The following is a 24,532-nucleotide window of genomic DNA, read 5'->3' as shown; positions in this document are numbered from 1 at the left end:
ACAAAAAGGCCCTGCCCCGGGGGCCTTTTGTGTCTCCCAAGCACTACGAGGCATCACTCAATATCCGGATGCTTCGTCCAGTCGAAACGCCGGCCCAGGATGCCCTTGACGATCAGGTGGTCGGTCGCCGCAGTCGGCCCTAAACCCACTCCAATATTGATCTCCCACTTCGGCGACACGTTCAGGTCCGTCACGACGAAGATCTGCTGCTGCTGCTCGTGCAGCGAATCGAAGTGCCACAACCTTCCGAAGTCCGCGTAGTACTCCGGTCCCACGCTCACCACGCGATTGATGTCGTAGCTCACCTTCACAGCGGGAGCGAATCCCAGCCCCTGGTTCACATCCGGCCCGTGCCACGTGCGTTCCAACGCCGGGTTGAACGCGAAATACCATCGCCCAATCGACTTGTCCACGATCGGCCGTAGCTCCCACGTCCACGTATCTGGCGAGTACACCGCGCGCTGATACCCCACCTCCGTCGAGAGGCTCACGCCCACCGGCCAGTGCCAGCTATCCGGCACCCGCACGCGCGGCCGGATGTGATCGCCCACCCACTGCACACCGTGCCCGTCCTGCTCGCTCGTGAAGATATAAAACCCCACCTCTGACCAGTCGTTGATCCCGTTCGTAATCTCTATGGTCTCGTGCTCCTGGTGATACGTCGGATACACGCCATCGACAACATATCGCTGCCCCTCCACCGTGTAGTTCGAATGCAGCTCGACCATCGTGCTCTTCGGCGCGACCGTGTCCGCGCCATACACCTGGATCTCGTAGTTGCCCTGCGCGCGCGCGGAGGCAGCGAACGCAAGCAGTGACAGCACACTCGCGAGCAGCCCCCACAGCGGATGAGAGATTCCTCTACGCATACCGAAACAGCATCATGAACCCAAGATCCATGTGGTTCTGTTGATGGCAATGGAACAGCGTCTTGCCGGGATCGTCTGCGACAACCTCCACGACCGTCTCCGCGCCCGCACGCGCCAGCACTGTGTCCTTCATGATTCCACGCGTCTGGATCGCCGCCGCCCCGCTCTTCGCTCCCGGCAATTGCTTCAGCTCAAAGGTATGCCGGTGCATATGCATCGGATGATCGTCCATGCTTTTGTTCTGCATCCGCAGCCGATATCGTCGTCCCTCAGTCAGCACAGGCTCAGGCACATCCGGATACGACTTCCCATTGATCATCCACCTCTCCATCGCGCCATGGCCCATAAACCGCGACTCAATCACCAGCGGAATCTCCTCCACATCGCCGCGCTCCTCCGGCTCACCTGCGTTGTTTCCGAACTGTTCATAATTCCACACGAGTTCCATCGGCTGCTCCCACTTCGCCGCGCCCGTTGCTCCCGCATACTCCACAACCACGCCCATTCCCGCGGCCTGCACATGCTTGCGGACCTCGCCCATCACCCACACGCCCGGGTTCTTCATCTCCACAATCGCGCAAACGCGTTCCGCCGGCGCGAGCCGCAGCATCGGCACCACCGCCGGCTTCGGCACTGGATTCCCATCCAGCGCGATCACCTGGAATTCATGCCCCGCCAGCGCGATCCAGTGAACCTCCGTCGCGCTCGAGTTCAGCACATGCAGCAGCAGCCGCTCGCCCTGCTTCACCCGGATTGGTTCTCCATGCCCCAGCATCTTTCCATTGATCGTCGTAACCTCATACGCCGGATTCATCGCTCCATCGGCGTTCGCAACCAGCTCCCCACGCCAGTCATGCAACGCCAGGAACTCCTCGCGGTCGTACGCTCCCGCATCATTCGCCGGCTCGACGTAAAGAAACCCATGCTGTCCGGTGTACTGTGCCTTGCGCAGATCGCCACCGGCTGTAGTGTGCGTGTGATACCACCGGAAGCCCGCAGGCCGCGGCGTGTACTCATACACCAGCCGCTGTCCCGGCTGAATCATCGGCGATCCCTCTTCCATCGCGCCGTCCATTGCGGACGGAATCTTCAGCCCATGCCAGTGCACAATCTCCGGCTCGCGCGTATTGTTCACAACCTCGATCAGCGCGCGCCGCCCCTCGCGCAGCCGCAGCAGCGGCCCCGGAATCGTGCCGTTATACCCCACCGTCTTGATCAAATGCTTCGGCGAAGCGTCCAGCATGCACGCCCCAATCGTTAGCGTGCTATCCGGCCTCTCCTGCGCCCGCGCCATCTTCGGCAACGCGGCACACGCAGCCGCACCCGCGCCCAGGCCGAGCAACTCACGCCGCGTCATTTGCTTGTATTGATCTTCCAAAGGTGACAGCGATCTCGCGGATTGCCGGAGGCTCTTCTCCGCGCGCGCAGCAAGCCCCAGCAGCTACAGTCTAAAGCGCGTTGTGCCATCGTCGGCTGAACACATTGTCATCCAAAGCCAGTGCGCCGATTCCACGCGTTCGCAGTCACCAATCATGAACTCTTCGTCATCCTGCACCTCCGCCGCAGAACCCCTCCGCAGCCGTCTAACCTATGTAAGAACCCGGCCCATCGCATGCTTGCATCCGCTCGTTTCGCTCTTCTTCCGCTGAGCCTCTTCGCCGCCCTCGGCTCGGCCCAGAGCCTCACCGCGCCTGACGCTCTACCCTCCGGCGTCCCGCTCCGCATTCGCGTCACCCACACCGCGCACCTGCACATCGGCGCCCCGGTCACCGGCGTCCTAACGGAACCCGTTTACCTCCACGACCACCTCGTCCTCCCGCAGAACACCATCATCCGCGGCACCGTCGCGGCCTATGCTCCTGTCGATCGCAAGCTTCGTGCCCAGGCGCTCCTCAACGGTGACGTCACGCCCCTCCACGACCCTGTGGTCGACTTCGACAGTCTCCAGCTCCCCAACTCCTCGCAACAGATCGCCATCTCCAGCCGCGGTCTCATGCGCGACACTCAGCTCGTCAGCTTTGTCGCTAGAAAGAAGCGCCCGACCTACGTCCAGCAGGGCGAAGACATGGTCCGCGCGCAGGTCAAATCCGTTCACGACACCTTCTTCACCCCCGGCCGCACCGACCGCGCTCTGCGGCTTCTCTACTCGCAGCTCCCGTATCATCCGCAGCGCATCTGGGCCGGCACAGGCTTCATCGCTGAACTGAACGCTCCGCTGGACCTCTCCTCCTCGCAACCCGCGCCCATTCCGCTCTCCTCCTCCGCGAGCCTGGACTCCATCACCGTCTCGGCGCGCCTCGACACGTCCCTCAACTCCGCAACCTCCAAACCAGGCGATCCCGTCACCGCAACCGTCACACAACCCGTCTTCGACAGCAGCCACAATCTCCTCATTCCCGAAGGCGCAACCCTCGAAGGCACGGTCACGCGCGCGAAACCCGCGCGCCGCCTCGGTCGTAACGGCGAGCTCCGCTTCGGCTTCCGCGGCCTCGCCGATGAAGCCGGAACCACGCACGTCGATGGCAATGTCACCGGTGCGGCCGGCGCCAAAGGCGAGAACCTCACCGTCGACGACGAGGGCAACGTCAAAGCCAACCCAGACAAGGGCAAAGTTCTCGCTCCGCTCCTGCTCCTCTGGACCGCCAGCCGCGGCGCCGACGACGACAGCAACGTCCGCTGGACGGTAGGCGGCTCCAACGGCTTCGGTCTGATCGCTCGCTTCGTCGCTTTTTCCAACAACAAGAACGTCGCCTTGGGCTTCGGCATGTATGGTCTAGCGAAGTCGGTCTACTTCCGTTACCTTGACCGCGGTCACCAGGTAACCTTCCCGCGCGACACCGAGGTCGAAGTCCAGCTCGTCTCCCGCACCGAAACCGACCACGCCTCCGCGAAGCCCGCTGAGAAAGCGCCGGTAAACAACCACCTGTAACGGCCTCGTTTGACACGGGCGCTATAATTAAAGCAACAGGGAACCACATCCGCCCGGCAGCTCGCCGGGCTTTATTTTTCGACCGCTTGCGTACGCTTGGGAATCTCTTAGGTCCAGACCTAAGCCTCGCAATATGAAGATTTTGCGCAAAAAAGCAGGGGAGGGGTACCCCCTCCTCAACCCTGCGATATCTTTGTAACAAAGATCTACTCGACCATCACGCCGCAGCGCTAGAACCTCTGGGAACGAGACTCGTGAAGCCGCAGCCTGCATCTGAAAAGCTCGCTCGCCTCACCGGCCTCCTCAAACTCCTCGCGAGCTACGCCGTTGCGCTCGTGCTTCCCGCGCTCGGCGCCGTTATCAGCCTGCACACAAGTCCTTTCCGCGGCACACCGCTGGGAATCAGCTTCGCCTGCATCGCTGTCGTCTCGCTTATCAGCGGTTTCGGCCCGGGCATCGTAGCCTCGATCAGCACGGCCGTCTCGTATGCCTATGAGATCGCCCCCGACAATGTACCGTTCACCCACGGCCCGCGCGAGATCATCCACACCCTCGTCATCGTTCTGCTCGGGGTAGTGTTGACCTACCTGTGCGAGCGACAGCGCATCACCAGCGAGCGGTTGCGCGACGCCGTCGCCACCCTGCAGGTCAAGACCGACGGTCTGATCGAGGCCCAACAGGCCTCCAGTTCCGTCGCCTGGACCTACGACACCCATGCCCGCCGCATCCACTGGGCCGAGGGCGGCCCCCCCATCTTCGGCCGCCCCTTCGACGGTCCTTCGATGTCCGGCCTGCCGCTCGATCTCGTCCTCGAGGAAGACCGCCATGCGGTTGAGGAGATATTCGATGGCTCCTTCGCGACGGACACGCCGTTTCAGCTTCAGTTTCGCAGCCGCATGCCGAGCGGCGAGGTTCGCTGGTTTGAGAGCCGCGGCAGGCCATCCCCGCGTCAGAAGAATCTCTGGCGAGGCGTCACGCTCGATATCACCGAACGCAAAACTGCGGAAACGGCGCTGGTGCGCTCAGAGAAGCTCGCAGCCATCGGACGTCTTTCGGCCACCATCGCGCACGAGATGAACAATCCGCTCGAGGCGGTGACAAACCTGCTGTTTCTCTGTTCTACGGACACCAGCCTGTCACCGGAGACAAGGGCTTATCTCTCGTCTGCGGACCAGGAGCTTGGCCGTCTGGCGAGCATTGCGCGGCACACGCTCAGCTTTGCCCGGCCGCACTCTTCCGGCGGTCCTGCGCACATTGCAGGGATTACCGAAGCGGTGGCGGAGATGTTTCGGCCGCGTTGCGCATCGCGAGGCGGAGCCATCCAGTTACTTCGCAACCCGGACCTGATCGTGGCCGCGCCCGCTGACGAAGTTCGCCAGATGCTCACAAACCTCGTCTCAAATGCCTGCGACGCCATCGAAGGCCCTTCGGGTCTCATCGCGATCGATGTCTGGGCCGATGACGAGTTCGCCATGATTGAAGTGCGCGACAACGGCGTCGGGATCGCCCCGGAGAATCTCGACCACATCTTCGATCCGTTCTTCACGACGAAGCCTGACGTCGGCACCGGCATCGGCCTGTGGGTTACGCGAGAGCTCGCCGCGAAACGCGGTGGAGACATCGAGGTGAGGACGGAAGGTCTGCCGCACGGGTTCCGCACCGCGTTCCGCATCCAGCTGCCGCTGGCAGATCAGTCCGCGTGAGCCTTCCCAACCGTGAGCGGAATCTGCACTGTTCCAAGCCGCCCGGTGTCTGTATTCCAGACAACGACGAAAAGGGAATCGTTTCCATCGGGCAGATTGACGACTTGATCGAACGAGATCTTCGCACCTGATTGCAAGGCCGCAGCGTGTTCCTGCGAGACCCCCAATATGACCTTCTTCGTTACGCGCGCGACGGAGCGGCCGTACTCATTGAATCCGAGTACACCAACTCCGACTGTGAACTTCTCTTCCGTGCCGACCGTCTGTTCCGGGAGCGCATCCGCGGGCAAGATGTAGTGCATCGTGAAAGCGTGCTCTCCCTTTTTGGGCGGCTCCGCGGGGGAGAGCCCGGCGGCCGGCACTGCAGCGGATTGAGTCTGGTCCACCGGATTCACACGCACATCGAAGACGATTGGCGGCAACTGCGCATCGGCGACGGCCTCTCCGTTCTGAAGCAGCCGCTTTCTATCAGGATTCTGTTCCTGTTTGAGATTCGATCCGTCGTCGAAGTAGCCGCGCCGATAGCTGAGCTGATAGCCACCTCCGTCGACAGTGACTTTGACCTTGTGCCATTTGTTGTCGAGCTTTATGTCCTGCGGTGAATAGGTCAGCGTGTAAAAGCTCGCATCAGTGTCGGCTATTTTCCTTGCCGCATCGGCAATGCCATTGTTGTTGAAGACCAGGCGGCCTCCCGTTGTGTCTGCCTCGTCTTCCATAATGAAGTGCTGAGTTGTTTCACCTGGAAACGGCGCCACCTGCAGGCCGCGCACATCAATGGGATAGAGCGCAATGCGAGCAAGTTCGAGCTGGTCATAGAGCCAGCGCATATCCGGAAGAGCAACCAGTCCCGTTGTCGGGTCCGGCGTGAGCGCGAGGTTCGAGCCTCCGTTGAACCAGAGAACATTTTTGCGGCCAGGATACTGCTGCAGATAGCTGCAGATCTCTGCCATAAGTGGGCCATCCGTCATGTAGCGGGAGCCCGGCGGCAGGATCCGCGGAAGCTGGCGATGGATCGCAGACAGCAGTCTCTGATGATCGGTGGTGAAGTCCGCGAGCATGATCGTGTGTTCAGTGCTTCGCGCGAGCACAGCGAACGGCTCGTCCGCCGGAAGTTGCTTGATGAAGTGATCGAGCTGCTGACGCAGATACATCTGGTCCGGGACTGTGATGGTCGCTGTGTCCAGCAGAATGATGTTGAAGACTCGCGGAGGGTGCACGATCACGTCATTGCTGTAAACATTTGCGGCGTGCCCCGGCAGCGTGGCGCTGGCGTCTGCCTGCGTGTGCTCCTCGAAGACTGCGAGATGCTGCGGCTTGCCGTTGTCGAAGATGTGAAAGGCGGACTCACTTAGGCCATGAATAGGGTTGCCGTTGCGGTCGGTCACCAGCACGTCGGTGATGACCTCGCGCACCTTGGCATGCAATGTGTATCCGCTCTGCGGCGGTTGGCTATTGCCGCCAGTCTGCGCAGCAGCGAGTGAAACTGCTCCTGCAAACAGCGACGGAAGAAAAGCCCAGCAGAGCAAACCCTTCATTGCGTCACCCAGAGCCCGAGAGTGTGGAAGGCGACCACAGCTTATCAGACGAATCCGGGCGCTTCGGGGCCGCAGACTAGTTCGAGTCAGTCTGTTCAGCGGCACGTTCCAGCAAAAGGCGCACCTCGTCGTCGCTGGTCTGTTCAAAGCGCCTGTACCACTGGCCGACAGCGACGAAGTCAAAGGGTGTAAAGAGACACACGATTGCGTCGGCATGCCGCTTCAACTGCTCGCACGTCTCCTTCGCGGCGACGGGCACCGCGACGATGATCTCCTTCGGGTGAAGTTGGCGCAGAGCCTCAACCGCTGCGCGCATCGTATACCCGGTAGCGACGCCATCGTCCACCAGCAGAACGCATCTGCCGGTAACATCGAGCGGAGCCCGATTGCCCCGGTAGGCATGTTCGCGCCGCTCGAGCTCCTGGCCCTCGCGCTGCGCGGTCTCTTCCATCTGCTGCGGTGTGACGTGCAGCGCACGCACGATTTCCTCATTGATAACGCGGACGCCTCCCGAGGCAATCGCACCCATGGCGAGCTCGGGCTGCATCGGTGCGCCGAGCTTGCGGACGACAAAGACATCCAGCGGAGCGTCCAGCGCCTTTGCAACCTCATATCCAAGCGGAACGCCGCCGCGAGGGAGCGCGAGGACAACGGTGTCTTCGCCGGCGCATTCTTCCCGAATGAACCCGCGGAGCGTGGCTCCGAGCCGCTGCCCGGCGTCGATGCGATCGGCAAACACGGGGGTTTCCTCTGCATGGGAGCGGCTACGCCACGGCGGCGATGGCGACCTGGCGCTCGGGCCGGCGGCTCAACTTGAAGCCAAAGGTTGGCGTGCGCTCCATGTGCCAGCTTTGCTTATACGCCTCTTCGCCACGAAGCATATCGATAACTCGTATGCCTTCGTCAACCTCGGGCTCAGGCAGTCATCGCAACCTGCGGCTCATGAACCAGGGTCGCGTACAGATTGAAGTAATCGTTCACCATGCGCTCGCGGGAGAAGCGCGTTTCGGCGGCGGCGCGGCAGTCTTCGGGGCGGATCTGGTCGACCCGGCGGATGGCATTCGCCATCTCCTCGACGTTGTCGACGAGGAAGCCTGTGACGCCATCCTCGATGATGTCAGGCAGAGCGCCGGAGCGGTACGCGATGACCGGCGTTCCAACGGCAAGAGCTTCCATGGCGACCACCGAACTCGTCTCAGGCGCGACGGTGGGGTGCAGCAGACACTTGGCGCGCGCGAGCAAGCGCTGACGACGCTCGGACTCGATGGGGCCGAGAAAGCGATGCGCCGCCCCTCCCTTGAGCAGAGGTTCGACCTTGTCGTGAAAGTACTCGCCGTGCTCACGGCAGGGAAACATCTGGCCGCCGACGAGCACCTGCGTGCCTGCCAGCGTGGCGGCCTCGAGCGCCGCATGCACGTTCTTCTCCGGGCAAATACGGCCAAGCGCGAGAGCAAAGTCTTCGCGGTCCCGATCGAGGCGGATGTTCGGCAGAGCAACGCCGCTCTCAACCACGGGAACGTCGCCGAGAAGCTCCGCGCACGTGCGCCGCTGAAACTCCGAAACACACTGGAACTGGACGCGGTCAGCGTAGGCCGCCCACGCGTCAGGGCTGTACCAGGCAGTGGGTGCATGCAAAGTCACGAGGACAGGGATGTCCGGCGGCAGCACGTGCTGGTCAAAATCCATGCCGTGCATGTGGATGAGGTCGACGGGATATTTCGCCAGCGCGCGGTCGATCGCGGCCTGAAAGCGCCAGCGATGCCAGCGGCGGTCGGAGTCGCTGATGAGCGCGCGCTCCGGCATGGGGGCCGCGAAGAGCTCGCCCGCGACCAGCGACCCGGCGCACGCGACTACGAGCGACCGGTCGCCTGCCGCGACGAGGCCCGCATCGAGCTCGGCGAGAATCTTCTCAGCGCCGCCGATACCGCAGGGGCCGACGGGGGCGAATGGGAAGGCAATACTCAGGACCGTCAGGGGCAAAGGCTCACCTCGGAAATAACGTCTTCGTCAGGGTGGGCGAACACAAGCAGCGCCCTTTGCACTGCCGTCCGAATGCCCTCTGGAGCTGTTACCTCGGCCGATCCGAAAGCCACCGTACAGGCCCGTCCCTTTCACGATTCTTCCTGTACAGATGCAGGATTTCCCCGCACAAGCTGCCACAGAAATGCACAGCTATGTGTCAGTTTGGTTACCTTCGTGCCTTACAGACAGTATTCAGATACGGGCATCTACGGGCAATTTCTTTTGCAATGTGTGACTTGAGTCACTCTGTAGGCCATCTGCTCAGGAGGTGAGTTCAGGCACCGAGATTTCTTCGCCGGCCGGCCTCACCGGGTGAACGAAATGGCCGGAGTAGATGGAGATAAGCTGCTCCAGCGGCATCGGACGGCCGTAGAAGTAGCCCTGCGCCTGATCGCAGCGGCGCCAGGCCAGGAAGCGCTGCTGCTCCTCAGTCTCCACACCCTCGGCGACGACGTCCATGTGCAGGCCGTGCGCCATCGCGATCACGGTGCGCACGATCGAAGCCGCGTTCGCGTCCTCGGGCAGGCGGGAGACAAAGCTGCGGTCGATCTTCAGGCGGTCAACCTTGTATTCGAGGATGTACTTGAAGCTGGAGAAGCCCGTGCCGAAGTCGTCCAGGGCGAACTTGACCCCCATGGCGCGCAGACGGCTCAGCGCTGCAATCGTCTCCGCAGAGCTGATCATCAGGGTGTACTCCGTGATCTCTACCTCAAGGTCAGCCGGCGCCAGTCCGGAGCTGCGCAACGCCTGCTCAACGATCTCGCTAAGATTTTGCTGTAAGAACTGGCGAGGAGACAGGTTAACAGCCATCGTGATGCGTCGGCCAAGGCGCTCCTGCAGGATGCGCGCTTCGTCGCATGCCTTTTCAAGGACCCACTGTCCCAGCGGCAGGATGAAGCCGCTCTCCTCCGCCGCGGAGATGAACTCTTCCGGCGAGAGCAGGCCGCGGTGCGGATGCCGCCAGCGCAGAAGCGCCTCAACTCCTACGAGCTCGCCGGTGCGGCAGGCAATCTGCGGCTGGTAGAACAGCGTCATCTGATCGTTGATCAGCGACCGCCGAAGGTCGGATTCAAGCTCCAGCTCGTCCGCGCCGAACTCTCCCAGCGCGGCCGAGAAGAGCTGCAGGCAGTTCCGGCCGCTGCGTTTCGCGGCGTACATCGCAGCGTCGGCGTTGCGAAGCAGCGTGGCTGCGTCGGTGCCCCACTCCGGAAACAGGCACAGCCCGAAGCTTGCAGTGACGCTTAATTCTTTGCCTGCAAGCTTCAGAGCGCTTTGGAGTTTGCCTGAGAGGCGGCCGGCGGCGCGCATCGCGTCATCCTGGCTGCCGGAGTTGGGCATGACCACGACGAAGGTGTCGCCACCGATGCGGGCAACTGTATCGTTGGCTCGGGTGGAGCTGCGCAGCCGATCGGCGAAGACCGTGAGGAGCTCGTCGCCCGCCGCGTGGCCCAGCGAGTCGTTCACACGCTTGAAGTTATCGAGCCCGATGGAAAGGATCGCCACAGGCTGGTTGAGTCGGCTGGCCCGCTCGAGCGCCTGCTCAAGTCGCTGGCGCAGCTTCATCCTGTTTGGAAGTCCTGTCAATGCATCATGTTGCGCGAGGAATGTAATCGAGTCCGTTAGCTTCTTGCGCTCCGAGATGTCATACGCCGTCGAAAGATAGCCGGAGATTTCGTTGTTATCTCCGCGGAGAGCGGTCAGGGAGACGTGGACCGGAACGCGGGCTCCGTCCGGGCAGACGTAATGCCAGTCGGCCTCGGCACTGGACCGCTCGCCGAGCAGCAGAAGGAGCGACTCGAAGCTCACTGCGGCCACGCTGGTGTCGCGGCCGGTCTGGCCCATGACCCGGTCTCGCAGTTCCTCGGGATCATGCAGGTCGACCAGGGAGGCGTGTCCGACAACGGCATCGCTGCTGAACCCCGTGAGGCGCTCTGCGGCTGGGTTCATCGCGGTAATGGTGCCGGAGATATCGGTCGTCAGGATGGCGAAGGGCGCGTCATGGATGAGCGACTGCGAGAAGCGATGCATCTGCTCGACCTGCTGCTGGCCGGAGCGTTCCGCGGAGAGATCGTGCAGCGTGACGGCGACGCCGCTCTGCATTTTGACCGCTTGGATCTCGAACCACAGGTCGTCGCCTGAGTCGCTGCGATAGCGGATCTCGCCTGAATAGGGTAGCCCGGTACGCTCAACCTGGCGCAGACGTTCGATCAGGCTGCCGTCCGGCAGCGTGGGCAGCGCCTGACTGAGGGGCATTCCGATGAGATCGCGGCGGCGATGCAGCAGCAGCTTTTCAGCGTTGGCGTTGACGAAGCTGAAGCGGAAGTCGCCGGTTTTGTTGAACGGGCTGCGGTCGCTTTCCAGGATGAAGAAGGCCTGGCGGCCGGTCTCGGCCGCGGAGACGAATCGCTCGTGCGCCAGTTCGGCGGCCTCTCCGAAGGCCTTGACCTGGTAGAGCATGGGCAGCAGAAGGACAACGCCGCTGGCCAAGAGCAGTGAACTCAGCCCGAGCATGGTGGGTGATTCACCGGGTGCGCCAACGTTGTAGCCCATCAGGTCCAGTACCCGCTTCGCGGCAGCCAGGCCAAGCACCAGCATCAGACCGACGGCCGCTGTCCGAAAGGCCGCGTGTCGGCGCATGAGCCAGACCAATCGGCTAAGAACGAAGCAGGCGCAGGCGCAGGCCAGCAGCGTCAGGCTGTCAGCCACGATCCGCAGCCAATACATCACGGTGACCGAGGAGTCACCAAAGGCATGGGCGAGCCAGTCGCTTCGCCAGAGCCCGAGCTGGGCGGCGAACGCGACCATAAAGCACGCGAGCAGCGCGGTCTGCATCAGCGGAGCGCGAAGGCGTAGACGGTGAATGGATTTACCCATACGAGGTCCCAAAGAATCTTCAGGCTGGCCTACTAGGGAACCTAACACCGTCGGTTGTGTTTCCTCTCAAATTTTCGACGATATCGATTGCCGCGACCGTGGCAAGCCTTTGGCACGACAGCTGCTCGCTACTCGCCGTAGGGCACCCAGATGTTCTTAACCTGCGTGGCGTGATGGAGATACCAGAGGCCTTGGGATTGCGGGGCATGGAACCAGTCGATGGCGTGGCCTTCGTTGGTCCAGACCTGCTTCAGGTTACCAACGGAACCGAGCTTCACCAGGCTGGCTGCGGCCTCGTCCCGGAAGCTCCAAATGGCGTCGACATCATCGTGCTCCGATAGCGTTTTGCCGAGCTCTGCCGGACGTCCGGCAACGAAGTTGACGACTCCGCCGGGGAGGTCGCTGGTGTCAAAGACCTGGTAGAGGTCGCCGATGAGGGTGGCGCAGCGTTCGCTGGGAACGGCGACCACGGAATTGCCCATCGCAATCGCCGGAAGGACGAGCGAGAGCAGGCCGAGGAGCGGAGCGTCGTCCGGGGCAAGGATCGCGACCGTGCCGATCGCTTCCTTCATCGCGAGCGTGACCATGCGGAACGGCGGGTTATGGACCGAGCCCTCGAACTTGTCGCACCAGGCCGCGTAGGTGAAAGCGCGGTCGACCGAGGAATCGAACTCGGCTTCGGCTTGTGGGAGGCCGACGAACTCGGCGAGCTTCGAGACGATCTCGGCGCGGCGTTGGATGAGGTTTTCAGCGACGTAATAGAGGATCTGCGCGCGACCGTGCGCGGGGGCTTTGGCCCACTTCGCGCCCGCGGGGCGGGCAGCCTCGACGGCGTTGCGGATGTCCTTGCGGTTGCCGAGCGGGGCCTCGCCGACGAGCTTGCCCTCGCGGTTGTAGACCGGGAAGCTGTAGCCGGAGTCCGGCCGCGCCTGCTTGCCGCCGATGTACTGCTTCACGGTGCGGTCGATGCCGATGCTTCCGTTGCCCTCGTGATCTCTGTTCTCTGATCTCTGTTCTCTTGCTTCTGCGATCGTTTCGGCCTTCTTCGCGCCATGCGTCCACGCCGGCACGAGGTACTCGTACATGCCTTCCTTGCCGCCCTCGCGGCCATAGCCGGATTCGCGGTAGCCACCGAAGCCGCACGCCGCATCGAAGAGGTTCGTCGAGTTGATCCAGACCACGCCAGCCTTAACCTGCGCCGCGACGTCCAGCGCGACGTTGATGTTCTCGCTCCAGACGCAGGCGGCGAGCCCGTAGGTGGTGTTGTTGGCGAGCTCGACGGCCTCGGTAGGGGTGCGGAAGGTCATGGACGCGAGAACGGGGCCGAAGATCTCCTGCTGCGCGACGGTGGAGCTGGGATGGACGTCGGTGAGCAGCGTGGGCTTGAGGAAGAGCCCGTTCTTCGGCATCGGGATGTCAGGCTGCCAGCAGGTGGCGCCTTCGGCGATGCCCATGGCGACGAGCTTCTGGATGCGGTCGTACTGGACCTGGTCGACGATGGCGCCGATGTCGATGGCCTTGTCGAGCGGGGAACCGACGCGGAGGGTTTCCATGCGCGCGCGGATCTTGTCGTAGAGGCGCTCGGCGACGCGCTCCTGGACTAAGAGTCTGCTTCCTGCGCAGCAGACCTGGCCCTGGTTGAACCAGATGCCGTCGACCAGGCCTTCGACGGCGGAGTCGAGGTCGGCGTCGTCGAAGACGATGAAGGGGCTTTTGCCGCCAAGCTCGAGGCTCAGCTTCTTCGGCGTCTTGGCAGTGGCCTTGCGGATGATGCGGCCGACTTCGGTCGAGCCGGTGAAGGCGATTTTGTCGATGTCGGGGTGCTCGACGAGGGCGGCACCGGTTTCGCCTGCGCCGTTGATGACGTTGAGGACGCCTTTGGGGAGGCCGACTTCGGCGGCGATCTCGGCCATGGCGATCGCGGTGAGGGGCGTGAACTCCGCGGGCTTGATGACGACGGTGTTGCCGGCGGCGAGCGCGGGCGCGACCTTCCAGGCGAACATCAGCAGCGGGAAGTTCCAGGGGATGATTTGGCCGACGACGCCAACGGGCTGGAAGCCGCGGAACTCCTCCCCGTCGAAGCCGGAGTCGGTGAGGTCGCCGAGGAGCTGGGCCCAGCCGGCGTGGTGGTAGAAGTGGCGGGCGACGAGGGGGATGTCGATGTCGCGGGACTCGCGGATGGACTTGCCGTTGTCCATGGACTCAAGCACGGCGAGGCGGCGCGAGTGCTTCTGGACCTGGCGCGCGAAGGCGTAGAGATAGCGCGCGCGCTGATGTCCGGTAAGCGCCTGCCAGCCGGGAAGGGCAGCGCGGGCGGCTTTCACGGCGCGGTCGACGTCTGCGGCGTCAGCTTGTGCGACCTTGGCGAGGACTTCGCCGGTCGCGGGATTCTTCGTCTCGAAGCTGGTCGAGACCTTGGTCCACTCGCCATTGATGAAGTGGCCGAAGGCGCGCTTGTGGGCGTCGAGCCACTTGTTTACTTCGCCCGGGTCTTCGGGAGCTGGACCGTATTCCATCGACTGAAACTTCTCAAGGATGCTGGTTGCCATTGGGTGCCTCTTCTGGTGGTGATTCGAGGGTACCCCCTCCCCCCTGTTTTTGTGCAAAGTCTTCAGAACATGGGGGTTAGGGTTGGACTTTTTTGTGGTGTCTCGGTAAAGTATGTCGATTCAACAGGTTACAGCTAAAGTCTTGGATTCAGGGTAGTTAACGGGTAGGGGGTCACTTTTTTCAGTCCCTCCTGATCGTGAGGTGTGTTGCTTGTTCGCCCTGAGCCTGGGATGTGGTGGCGTAGCCGAGTGAGGGCAGATCGATGCCGCTGAATAGATTCTCGCCCTTGCCAAGCAGAACGGGCGATTGTGCGATGTGTAATTCGTCGATGTGTCCGGCAAGGAGATATTGCCGGATTGTACTGACGCCGCCACCGATGCGGACGTCCTTGCCCGCAGCGGCTTGCCGGGCCTGCGCCAGCGCGCTATCGATTCCGTCGGTGACGAAGTGAAACGTAGTGCCGCCGTTCATGGTGAGTGGAGCACGCGGGTAGTGGGTCAGGACGAAGACAGGAACATGGTAGGGCGGCGTGTCGCCCCACCAGCCCTTCCACGAGTCGTCAGGCCAAGGGCCGCGGACCGGGCCGAACATGTTGCGGCCAAGGATCCACGCGCCGAGGTTGTCGAAGGACTTCGCCGCGAAACTGTCATCGACTCCTTCAGTTCCAGGAGACGAGTTATTGGTCATTTGGTGGAAGGTGCGCGTCGGCATGAACCACTTGTGCAACTCCATGCCGCGATTCCCCATGGGATTCGACAGGCTCTGCTCTGAGCCTGCGCCGAAGCCGTCGATCGATATGGAAAATGCGGCGACTCGTACTTTGCTCATGCGTGATGGCTCCGTGGCGATTGCTAAAGGACTTGATCTTCATCCCCCGCTCAAAATGGAAACGCCTCGCTAGCCTTCCAGTCTTGTACCTTTTCGTGGAAATTTCGCGGCCTGACGAAGAGGATCACCTCCGCAGGCTTCGGCGAAACCGTGACATTGCCGCACGTATTCGCCGAGGCAACGCCATGCTGAAGCACCTCCTCCGTCGAGAAGTCTATTTCGTTCCAGCGCGCGTTCGGGATACTCTCAGCGAACGCGCACGATGGATGATCGCCAGTGCTATAGGTACTTAGCGTGTCGCCGTATTTCAAAATCGGATTAATTGCCCCCGTACCTCCGCAGCCTAGTTTCGGGTTATAGGAAATATCTACGTCCCTCTCTTTTTGGGTAACGCGTAGCTGGGCAGCACCATCCTTGTCCGCTGGAATAAAAAGGGACATCTTGTTGCTGGCATCTTTTATCCACGCACCCACACAGGCGCCGGACACGGGGCGCCCGGTCCTCCCATCTACGATTTTGATCTGGATGATCTGTGCGCGAAGACCAATCGCGCAGTGGAACATCGTCACGACGGCGGCGACTGCCAGCATCGTTTTGATGTTCTGCAGTGACCGCCTCAACATTGCCTTACGTACCTCAGGGGCTAAAGCCCGATTTTCTTTGCGGCTCTGGCGGCACGGCTTAAGCCGTGCCCTTCGGGTTTCTGGCCGCTCGAACATCGTGCTGCTTCGAACAAAATACAGAGATCCTTCGCCTACGGCTCAGGATGACGGCGGAGGAAAGTGACTCAGGATGGCGGCGGATTGGAGAGTGGAGGTCATCCCGAGAACAGCTCATTAAGCGGATCATCAAGCGATGGGGTGGCGGTAGGTGGCGCTGTAGCGGCCGGTGACGTGGTGCTCGAGCTGGCGCTCGATGTCGGCGAGCATGGAGCTGGCGCCGAAGCGGAAGAGCGAGGGTTCGAGCCAGGGGCGTCCGAGCTCGTCCTTCATGAGAGCGAGCCATTCCATGGCCTGTTTGGCGCTCTTGATGCCGCCCGCGGGTTTGTAGCCGACAGCCATGCCGGTGCGCTCGGCGTATTCACGAATGGCCCGGACCATGACGAGCGAGACGGGAAGTGTGGCGTTGACGGCTTCCTTGCCGGTGGAGGTCTTGATGAAGTCGGAGCCAGCCATCATCGCCACGACCGAGGCGCGGCCGACATTGCGGAGAGTGAGAAGATCGCCGGTGCCGAGGATGGCTTTCATGTGCGCGGGGCCGCAGGCTTCCTTGAAGGCGGCGACCTCGTCGTAGAGGGCATTCCATTCGCCGTTGAAGACGTGGGCGCGGGTGATGACGATATCGATCTCGCTGGCGCCGGCTTCGACGGAGCGGCGGATCTCCTGGACGCGAGTTTCGAGCGGCGAGAGGCCGGCGGGGAAGCCGGTGGAGACGGCGGCGACGGGGATGCCGGAGCCTTCGAGGGCCTTGACGGCGGTTTCGACGAAGAGGTGGTAGACGCAGACGGCGCCGACGTGGAGGTTGAGGGACTCGATGCCGAGGGCCTTGACGAGATGGTCTTCGAGGGGGCGGCGGGCCTTGGCGCAGAGGCGCTTGACGCGCTCGGCGGAGTCGTCGCCGGAGAGGGTGGTGAGGTCCATGCAGGAGATGGCGCGGAGCAGCCAGGCGGCCTGGAAATCCTTTTTGACGGAGCGGCGGGTGCCGATGGTGGCGGCGCGGCGCTCGACGGCCGAGGTGTTGACCCGGACCTCTTCGACCCAGGAGAGGTCGAGCGGGATGCGGTGGTTGGGGGTGAGGGACCGGCCGTGGAGGGCGATGGGGACGGCGGGGCTGGGGGCGTGCTGATGTTCGGTGCGGGTTGCCGGTTGAGTATTGGCCGCCATGGGTGCTCCTGTGGGTCAACAGACCGGGCCGCCGAGAGGGCGGCCGCGGTTTGTGCGAGACGGTAGTTTATACCCGCGGTGTGGTGCGAAGAGCTGGGGATTCGACGGCGTTCGGGTGGCGTGCTGGTGAGAAAGGGTTCGGAGCTTGTGGTGCGACGAGCGTTGTCGGGGTCCTTCGGCTGCGCGGCTTCGCCGCTTCGCTCAGGATGACAGCCTCTTTTTTTGAGCTCAGGGTGGCGGGTTGTTTGTCATGCGCTCAGGATACCGGCAGATTTGCGTCGCTCAGGCGTGGCGCATTAGCCGCGTAGGCTGGCGGGCGGGACTTTGATGGCGGCGAGGCGGGCGTAGACATCGTCGGGGAGGTTGAGGCTGGCGGCGGCGATGTTTTCCTCGAGATGTTTCACGTTGGAGGTTCCGGGGATGGGGATGATGGATTTTGAGCGCTTCAGCAGCCAGGCGAGGGCCACCTGCAGCGGGGTCGCGCCGAGGGTTTCCGATTCCTGCTTGAGAGCGTCGTGTGCCTCGCGCGCCTGGCCGAGTGGAGCCCAGGGGAAGAAGGCGATGCCTTGCTGCTCGCAGTAGTCGAGGATGAAGTCGGATTCGCGGTCTGCGAAGCTGTAGCGGTTCTGCACGGAGACGATAGGTACGATCTTCTGCGCGCGCTGAATGTGCTCGCGGGTGACGTTGGAGAGGGCGACGTGGCGGATCTTGCTTTCGTCGCGGAGGCGAGCGAGGGTTTCGATGGAGGCTTCGAAGGCGACGGCGGGGTCGGGGACGTGGAGCTGGTAGATGTCGATGCGGTCGAGTTTCAGTCGGGAGAGTGAGCCTTCGAGGGCGTCGGCGAGATGGCGCGGGCTGGCGTTGTGGGTCCACTTGCCGGGGCCGACGCGCTCCCATCCGGCTTTGGTGGCGATGACGAGGTCAGCGGGGTAGGGAAAGAGGGCTTCGGCGATGAGCTCTTCGCTGACGTTCGGGCCGTAGGAGTCGGCGGTGTCGATGATGTTGACCTTGAGCTCGATGGCGCGGCGGAGCGTGGCGAGTGCGGCGGGTTTGTCTTTCGGCGGGCCCCAGATGCCTTCGCCGGTGATGCGCATGGCGCCGTAGCCGAGGCGGTTGACGGTGAGGTCGCCGCCGATGGTGAGTGTTCCTGCGGCCGCGGCGGTGAGTGGCTTCTCTGGCATCGCGTGCTCCTGCTTCTTCGATGGTCTCATTCTCGGAGGAGGCTGCGCGATCGAGATACACTAGGTCACCGTGAAGCCACTTACGCACGCAGAACGGCAGGCGTTGGGACGCAACGCGCGGAAGCAACTTGCGCGCAGCGCGCACGCGGACTTTAAGCCGCAGGCATGCCCGCCGAAGCCGCTCGTCCTTCTACAGGACTCGATGCGCGGGCGCGTGCCGCAACTTGTTCCGATCAAATATCAGCGGATGGAAGCGTCGCCGTTTGGGTTCTTTCGGGGCGCGTGTCCGATCATGGCGGCTGATCTGGCGTGTCATCCGAAAACGGGGTTGACGACGCAACTGTGCGGTGATGCACATGTGGAGAATCTGGGAGCGTTTGCGGCGCTGGACAACAGGATTGTGTTCGACCTGAATGATTTTGATGAGACGATTCGCGGGCCATTTGAGTGGGACGTGAAGCGGCTGGCGACGAGCATCATCCTGGCAGGGCGCGAGGCAGGGATACGGCGTGTGGACCGCGAGGAGGCAGTTGCGACGTTCACGAGCCGTTACAGGCGGACGATGCGGCGGTTTTCAAATATGCCGGTGCTGGAGCTGGCGCGGTATCAGATTCATCGGCTGGGGCATGTGGGGCCGATGCCGGCGATCTTTGCGCAGGCGGAGCGATCGACTCCGCTGCGGCTGCTGGAAAAGCTGACGGAGCCGGTGGGTTCGGCAGCGGCGAAGAAGAGCGCGGGCGCGGGGAGTGCGGCGAAGAAAGTGCCGAGCGTGTCCGCAGGGAAAGCGGGTTTGGGATCCCCGTCGGCGCAGTTGAAGAAGATGGGGAGCGGACCGCGGCAGTTTCGGTCGGACCCACCACTGCTGGAGCGGATTGTGGGTGCGCATGCGCGAAAGATTTTGAACTCGCTGGAGCAGTACACGAGGACGCTGCAGCCGGAGCGGCAGCATTTTCTGGCGCAGTACACGGCGGTGGATGTGGGGTTCAAGGTGGTGGGCACGGGGTCGGTGGGGCTGCGGGATTATGTGGTGTACATGGAGGGCCAGGCGCGGCCGGCGCATTCCGATCCTCTGTTTCTGCAGATAAAGGAGGAGCCGGCGTCGGCGTACGCGCGGTATATCCCGGATGGCGCTGCGGCGTGGACGCACCAAGGGCATCGGGTGATGGATGGGCAGCGGGCGATGCAGCTTACGAGCGATCCATTTCTGGGCTACACGACGATTGATAACCGCGATTACCTGGTGCGACAGCTGAACGATCATAAAGCGGCGTTGAACCTCGGGACGCTGACGGCGCCGAACCTTCACGGATATGCGGACCTGTGTGGCGAGCTGCTGGCGAGGGGGCATGGGCGTGCCGGCGATCCGGTGTCGATCTCTGCGTATCTGGGGTCGAGCGGGCGTTTTGATGACGCGATTGTGGCGTTCGCGCGGGCTTATGCGGACAAGACGGAGCGCGACTGGGAGGCGCTTCGGCGGTGGGTGAAGCAAAATCCGCGGAAGGCGGGGCCGGTGGGCGGGCGGTGACGGCTGGAAGAAGCAGCGACGTGGGTGCGAAGTCCAATCCGCGGGTGCTGGTGACGCGATCCGAGCGGCAATCGTCGGAGCTTGCGACGAAGCTGGTGGAGCTGGGGCTGGAGCCGGTGGTTGTGCCGGCGATTGAGGTCGCGCCGCCGAGTTCGTATGCGGTGCTGGACGAGGCGCTGGCGCGGCTGGAGAGCTTTCAGTGGGTGGTGTTCACGAGCGCGAATGCGGTGGAGGCAATGCGGGGGCGGATGAAGGCGGGTGCGTTTTCGTCGAGAGCGTTGCCTCGGATTGCGGCGATTGGGCCAGCGACTGCGCGTGCGCTGGAGGCAATTGGGCTGGCAGTGGATTTGGTGCCGGCGCAGGCGGTGGCAGAGTCGCTTCGGGATGCGCTGGTGCCGCACGCTGTGCAGAGTGATGGGTCGCCGGCGCGGTTTCTGCTGGCGCGTGCGGAGGAGGCGCGGGATGTGGTTCCGGAGGCGCTTCGTGCAGCGGGGGCCGAGGTGGTGGTGGCACCGGCGTACCGGACGGTTGTGCCGGCGGAGTCGGTTGAGCTGATACGGGATTTGTTTGGGGGGCGGGCGGGGGTTGCGGCGATCACATTTACGAGCTCGTCGACAGTGCGGAATTTGCTGGCGTTGTGCGAAGCGGCGGGTGTGAAGCTGCCGGTGGAAGTGCTGCGAGTGTCGATCGGGCCGATCACGAGCGAGACGCTGCGCGGGTTGGGGTATCCGCCGCATGCGGAGGCGATTGAGGCGTCGGTTGTCGCGCTGGCGGAGGCGGTTCGTCAGGCGATCGACGCGAGCGGGAGATAAGCGAGTCAGCATGTCAGTGGATTGTTGACAGAGTTCAGTGGGAAGACCAGGTTTTGTCGGCGGAGTTGCAGAGGTGTTCGAGTGTGCAGCGCTCGCATTCGGGCTTGCGCGCGATGCAGACCTGGCGGCCGTGATGGATGAGCTCGTGAGAGAACTGGATCCAGCGGTCCTGCGGGATGACTTTCATAAGGTCCTGCTCGATTTTGACGGGGTCGGTGTTGGTGGTGAGTTCGAGGCGGCGGCTGAGGCGGAGGACGTGGGTGTCGACGACGACGCCTGAGGGGATGCCGTACCAGGAGCCGAGGACGACGTTGGCGGTTTTGCGCGCGACGCCGGGGAGCTCGAGCATCTCGTCCATCGTCTCAGGAACTTTGCCGCGGAATTTTTCGACGAGCACGCGTGAGGCGCCGATGATGCTTTTGGCTTTGTTGCGAAAGAAGCCGGTGGATTTGATTAACTGCTCGACGGCGATGGGGTTGGCGGCTGCGAGTTTCTCAGGGGTGGGGAACTGCGCGAAGAGCTCGGGCGTGGCTTTGTTGACGCCGACGTCGGTGGTCTGAGCGGAGAGGATGGTGGCGATGGTGAGCTCGAAGGCGTTGCGATGATTCAGCGCGCAGACGACGTTGGGGTAGGTTTTGCGGAGGGCGTCGAGGATGGCGGCGATGCGGTCGGGCGCGAGGGGGTTTTTGGTTTTGCCGGGCTTGAGTTTGGGCGAGATGGGTTCGCGGGCGGCGATCTTTTTTGCCTTCGCGGGGGGTACGCCTTCGATGGCTGCGGCCCGCTTGGAATGGGAGAGCTTTTGTGGTGGCGGGAGTTTTTTCGAAGCGCGCTCGGTTGCGGAGGTTTTCTTTGCGGCTTTGGCGGGCATGGGAAAACTTTAACGCAAAGGGTCCCGTTGGCGGTGCCGACATCCTGCCAACCCACATCTCGATACTCGAGATGTGGGGCACCCGGCGCCCATCCGAAAGACAACAGCAACAACCTCGCGCGTCTTAACGCGCGATACCCCACCCTTTCGCTTTGCGAAAGGATGGGCCACCCGGCACCCGGCGAATCCCACTCATGCGCGATTAAACTGCGCATGAATGGGGCACCCGGCGACTACTCTTGGCTACATGAATCAGAACGAACTTGCTTCGCTCGCAAGCGACTGGATTAAGTACTGGCATGCGCCTAAGGATTCGCCAGATCGCGCTTTGTACGCAGATGCCACGGACCTTTACGACTTGGAGTACAACGACCCCGAAACGCTTTGGCTCCTCATTTTAGAAATTCACCATCAGGACCAATCGATCGCAATTCAGCAGGTTCTTTCGGCGGGACCGGTTGAGAATCTACTGGGGCACCATGGCAACGCATTTATCGACCGCGTAGAAGCTGAGGCACGGCGAGACCCCCAATTCGCCAAATTGTTGGGCGGGGTTTGGAAATACACGATGAGCGACGCAGTGTGGACCCGGCTCCAGGCTGTGTGGGACAGAAGAGGGTGGGATGGAATCCCCGAGTGAAAACGGTCGATCTTTCATTCCACGAGCTGGCGACTGAAGTGTCAGCCTAGTCTGTCGAGCATCTCCTGCGGTTTCAGGCGGACGCAGGAGAAGATTGGGTAGTCCTTGAGGGTGTACATGGAGATTTCGGTTTCGCGGAGTTGCTGGACGAGATCGAGGAAGTCTTCGGGGAAGTTGGTCTCGAAGGCGACGACGAACTCCTGGTCGTCGAGGCCGAAGGAGTAAGTGGTGTTGAGTTTCACGCGCGGATACTTGAGGCCGATGCGGATGTGCTCGTCCATGAGGCGCTTGCGCTCTTCGAGCGAGAGCAAGTACCAGGCGCGGGTCTTCCAGAACGGGTAGATGAAGATGTACTTTTGTCCTCCCGGACGAATAGCCCCGCGGCCTTCGCCTTCCGATTCGTCGACGCGATCGATCTGGTAGACCGAACGCTTCGTCATCGCGAGGAAATTATGCGGGGTTTCGAGATAGCCGCCGAGGGGGGTGGCCATGAGCTCGGAGCGCATGCGATTTAATTCGTCGATCGCGTATCCGATGGTCCAGACGCAGAAGTCGACGTCGCCGCGTGTGCCGATGGTCGAGTAGGTGATGGAGACGAACTCGCCGGGCTTGTTCCAGCGCTCCAGCACTGCGACGAAGGCGGCTTTGTGCTCGGTGCGTTCGGAGGCAGGCAGGCGTCGCCACTCCGGCATGACCTTGTAGAAGCTGAAGCAGACGATCTGTCGTTTGACGGGTGGTCCGCCGTGGGCCGGACGTGAGGTTTGGGGCTGGCTGGCGGGTGTTGAGGCTTCGACGGGGACGGCTGTGGTTACTGCTTCCGGCATAAGTTCATGCTAGCAAAGCAGCTATGTGCGATGGGGCAAACTAAGTACAAAAATGGCCGCAAAAAGGGGGTAAACAGCCCAAAAATATGTGTGCAGTGCGGCGCCGGCAGGAGTAGGCTGCTATGCACAAATGGACGTTCGGGCTCCTTTCCCACTCAAGGAGTGAACCCATGAAAAGCAGATATTGGCTGCCTATGGTTCTGATCGGTTGCGTGCTGGGCGCAGCTGTTCCCGCGGCACATTCGCAAAGCATCATGGACCGCATCAAGGCCAAGGCCAAGGCGAAGGTCGATCAGAAGGAAGATAACGCAGCGAGTACGGCGGTGAACGCGGCCGATCCGACAAACGGCGGCACTTCGAGCAAGAACGCAAGCTCTGCCAGCAGCTCGACTACGAGCGGCTCAAGCGCGACTACAACTGGAAACGCAGGCAACACTGCGGCTGCCGCGCCGAGCGGCGGAGCGCCCAATGTGCCGACGAGCATCGCCGCATATCAGAGCTATGACTTTGTTCCTGGAGAAAAGATCCTCTTCGCTGACGACTTCACGACTACTCCGGATGGCGAGTTCCCGAGCCAGTGGGAGATGGATAAAGGACAAGCCGTCGTCAATCAGCAGGCTGGATACGAGGCGTTTGCGATAACGGCGGGAAGTTACGGGACTGTGAATCCGCGCATGAAGACGAAGAACTATCTGCCGGAGCAGTTCACGGTGGAGTGCGATTATTTCTCGGTTCCAGGGGCGGAGCCTCTGCGTATCTTCTTCCGGCATCAGAACGAATCGGCGCAGCTCGTAACGGGTCGAAGGGAGCTGAAGTATTACGCCGATGGAGTGGACCTCACGAGCTCCCCGCCCGCTTCCATACGGGACCAGGCATTCGATAACAAGTGGCATCACATCGCGGTCGCGTACCACAACCAGCAGATGAAGCTTTATATCGATCAGTACCGCGTGATGACCATCCCGGATACGAAGCTGTCTCCAGAGTGGGTGCAGTTCGGAGGGTCCGGAGATCAAGAGAAGCCGATCATTTTCAAGAATGTCCGTATCGCTGCGGGCGGTGGAATGAACATGATCGGGCGGAAGTTCACCGAGGCGAAGATCGTGACGCATGGCATCAACTTCGACGTGGATCAGGCGACGATCCGGCCGGAGAGCATGGGCGTGCTGAACCAGATCAAAGCGGTGATGACGAGTGATCCATCGCTCAAGTTCGAGATTGATGGCCACACAGATAACAGTGGCGACGCAGCGCACAACCAGGCGCTCTCACAAGAGCGCGCGGAGGCGGTGAAGGCGCAGCTTGTGTCGATGGGCATCAGTGAAGATCGCCTGACAACAAAGGGCTATGGCGACACAAAGCCGATGGCGTCCAATGACACGCCGGACGGCAAGGCGAACAATCGGCGCGTGGAGTTTGTAAAGACATCGTGATAGCGGGCGAGGCGAGCGGGTTCAAATGACGTGGATGTCACGCTCGCTCGCTATAC

At 62.3% G+C, this 24,532-nt stretch carries 19 protein-coding genes; 6 read left to right on the top strand and 13 right to left on the bottom strand.

All coding sequences use genetic code 11. The features are described from left to right. Positions 1-53: 53 nt before the first annotated feature. Entirely contained in the window at positions 54-869 is an 816-nt protein-coding gene (locus tag VGU25_07670; GenBank protein HEV2577074.1) for a hypothetical protein, read from the bottom strand. Beyond that, positions 862-2,226, bottom strand: coding sequence for a multicopper oxidase family protein (locus VGU25_07665; protein ID HEV2577073.1), 1,365 nt, complete (start codon positions 2,224-2,226; stop codon positions 862-864). The genes VGU25_07670 and VGU25_07665 overlap by 8 nt, the downstream gene beginning before the upstream one ends. Before the next feature lie 255 nt (positions 2,227-2,481). Here VGU25_07665 and VGU25_07660 point away from each other — a divergent pair, with 255 nt between their 5' ends. Both VGU25_07660 and VGU25_07655 read left to right on the top strand, forming a co-directional pair. Further along, on the top strand, positions 2,482-3,798 hold the full coding sequence (locus VGU25_07660) for a hypothetical protein (GenBank protein ID HEV2577072.1): 1,317 nt from the start codon (positions 2,482-2,484) through the stop codon (positions 3,796-3,798). Between the two features lie 254 nt (positions 3,799-4,052). Continuing rightward, positions 4,053-5,501, top strand: a complete 1,449-nt coding sequence (locus VGU25_07655; protein ID HEV2577071.1) for an ATP-binding protein — start codon at positions 4,053-4,055, stop codon at positions 5,499-5,501. Here the strand turns inward: VGU25_07655 and VGU25_07650 are convergent. The 9 genes from VGU25_07650 to VGU25_07610 form a co-directional block, all read right to left on the bottom strand. Further along, positions 5,489-7,036 carry a VWA domain-containing protein gene (locus VGU25_07650; GenBank protein ID HEV2577070.1) on the bottom strand — a complete coding sequence of 516 codons (1,548 nt, stop codon included), beginning with the start codon at positions 7,034-7,036 and terminating at the stop codon, positions 5,489-5,491. The genes VGU25_07655 and VGU25_07650 overlap by 13 nt on opposite strands. A 76-nt stretch (positions 7,037-7,112) precedes the next feature. Continuing rightward, positions 7,113-7,775: a phosphoribosyltransferase gene (locus VGU25_07645; GenBank protein ID HEV2577069.1), complete on the bottom strand. Its 663-nt coding sequence runs from the start codon at positions 7,773-7,775 to the stop codon at positions 7,113-7,115. Positions 7,776-7,951: 176 nt separating this feature from the next. Beyond that, the gene (locus tag VGU25_07640) at positions 7,952-9,016 is read right to left on the bottom strand and encodes a glycosyltransferase (GenBank protein HEV2577068.1); all 1,065 of its coding nucleotides are present in this window, start codon (positions 9,014-9,016) and stop codon (positions 7,952-7,954) included. Positions 9,017-9,319: 303 nt separating this feature from the next. Beyond that, positions 9,320-11,932 (bottom strand): EAL domain-containing protein, encoded by a 2,613-nt coding sequence (locus VGU25_07635; GenBank protein ID HEV2577067.1) that lies wholly within the window; start codon positions 11,930-11,932, stop codon positions 9,320-9,322. 128 nt (positions 11,933-12,060) lie between these two features. Then, a complete protein-coding gene (locus VGU25_07630) occupies positions 12,061-14,481 on the bottom strand; it encodes an aldehyde dehydrogenase family protein (protein ID HEV2577066.1) in 2,421 nt (806 codons plus the stop codon). Between the two features lie 181 nt (positions 14,482-14,662). Next, entirely contained in the window at positions 14,663-15,310 is a 648-nt protein-coding gene (locus VGU25_07625) for a dihydrofolate reductase family protein (GenBank protein HEV2577065.1), read from the bottom strand. Between the two features lie 50 nt (positions 15,311-15,360). After that, entirely contained in the window at positions 15,361-15,900 is a 540-nt protein-coding gene (locus VGU25_07620; GenBank protein ID HEV2577064.1) for a hypothetical protein, read from the bottom strand. Positions 15,901-16,158: 258 nt separating this feature from the next. Next, positions 16,159-17,193 (bottom strand): deoxyribose-phosphate aldolase, encoded by a 1,035-nt coding sequence (gene deoC, locus VGU25_07615; protein HEV2577063.1) that lies wholly within the window; start codon positions 17,191-17,193, stop codon positions 16,159-16,161. 296 nt (positions 17,194-17,489) lie between these two features. Next, positions 17,490-18,374, bottom strand: a complete 885-nt coding sequence (locus VGU25_07610; GenBank protein HEV2577062.1) for an aldo/keto reductase — start codon at positions 18,372-18,374, stop codon at positions 17,490-17,492. 70 nt (positions 18,375-18,444) lie between these two features. On the opposite strand from VGU25_07610, the gene VGU25_07605 reads away from it, so the two are divergent. Both VGU25_07605 and VGU25_07600 read left to right on the top strand, forming a co-directional pair. Further along, complete coding sequence (locus tag VGU25_07605; protein ID HEV2577061.1) at positions 18,445-19,899, top strand: DUF2252 domain-containing protein; 1,455 nt, start codon at positions 18,445-18,447, stop codon at positions 19,897-19,899. After that, positions 19,851-20,711 carry a uroporphyrinogen-III synthase gene (locus VGU25_07600; protein ID HEV2577060.1) on the top strand — a complete coding sequence of 287 codons (861 nt, stop codon included), beginning with the start codon at positions 19,851-19,853 and terminating at the stop codon, positions 20,709-20,711. Before VGU25_07605 ends, VGU25_07600 begins: the two co-directional genes overlap by 49 nt. A 34-nt stretch (positions 20,712-20,745) precedes the next feature. Here VGU25_07600 and nth read toward each other — a convergent pair whose 3' ends face one another. Beyond that, positions 20,746-21,579, bottom strand: a complete 834-nt coding sequence (gene nth, locus VGU25_07595) for an endonuclease III (GenBank protein HEV2577059.1) — start codon at positions 21,577-21,579, stop codon at positions 20,746-20,748. Positions 21,580-21,826: 247 nt separating this feature from the next. On the opposite strand from nth, the gene VGU25_07590 reads away from it, so the two are divergent. Next, positions 21,827-22,219, top strand: coding sequence for a hypothetical protein (locus VGU25_07590; GenBank protein HEV2577058.1), 393 nt, complete (start codon positions 21,827-21,829; stop codon positions 22,217-22,219). 41 nt (positions 22,220-22,260) lie between these two features. On the opposite strand, the gene VGU25_07585 is transcribed toward VGU25_07590, so the two are convergent. Then, positions 22,261-23,043: a chlorite dismutase family protein gene (locus VGU25_07585; GenBank protein HEV2577057.1), complete on the bottom strand. Its 783-nt coding sequence runs from the start codon at positions 23,041-23,043 to the stop codon at positions 22,261-22,263. Positions 23,044-23,213: 170 nt separating this feature from the next. On the opposite strand from VGU25_07585, the gene VGU25_07580 reads away from it, so the two are divergent. Next, complete coding sequence (locus tag VGU25_07580; protein ID HEV2577056.1) at positions 23,214-24,476, top strand: OmpA family protein; 1,263 nt, start codon at positions 23,214-23,216, stop codon at positions 24,474-24,476. Positions 24,477-24,532 lie beyond the last annotated feature (56 nt).

The sequence above is a fragment of the Acidobacteriaceae bacterium genome, from assembly GCA_035944135.1.
Taxonomy (GTDB): Bacteria; Acidobacteriota; Terriglobia; order Terriglobales; family Acidobacteriaceae; genus Granulicella.
This window is presented reverse-complemented; position numbering and strand designations above follow the sequence as displayed.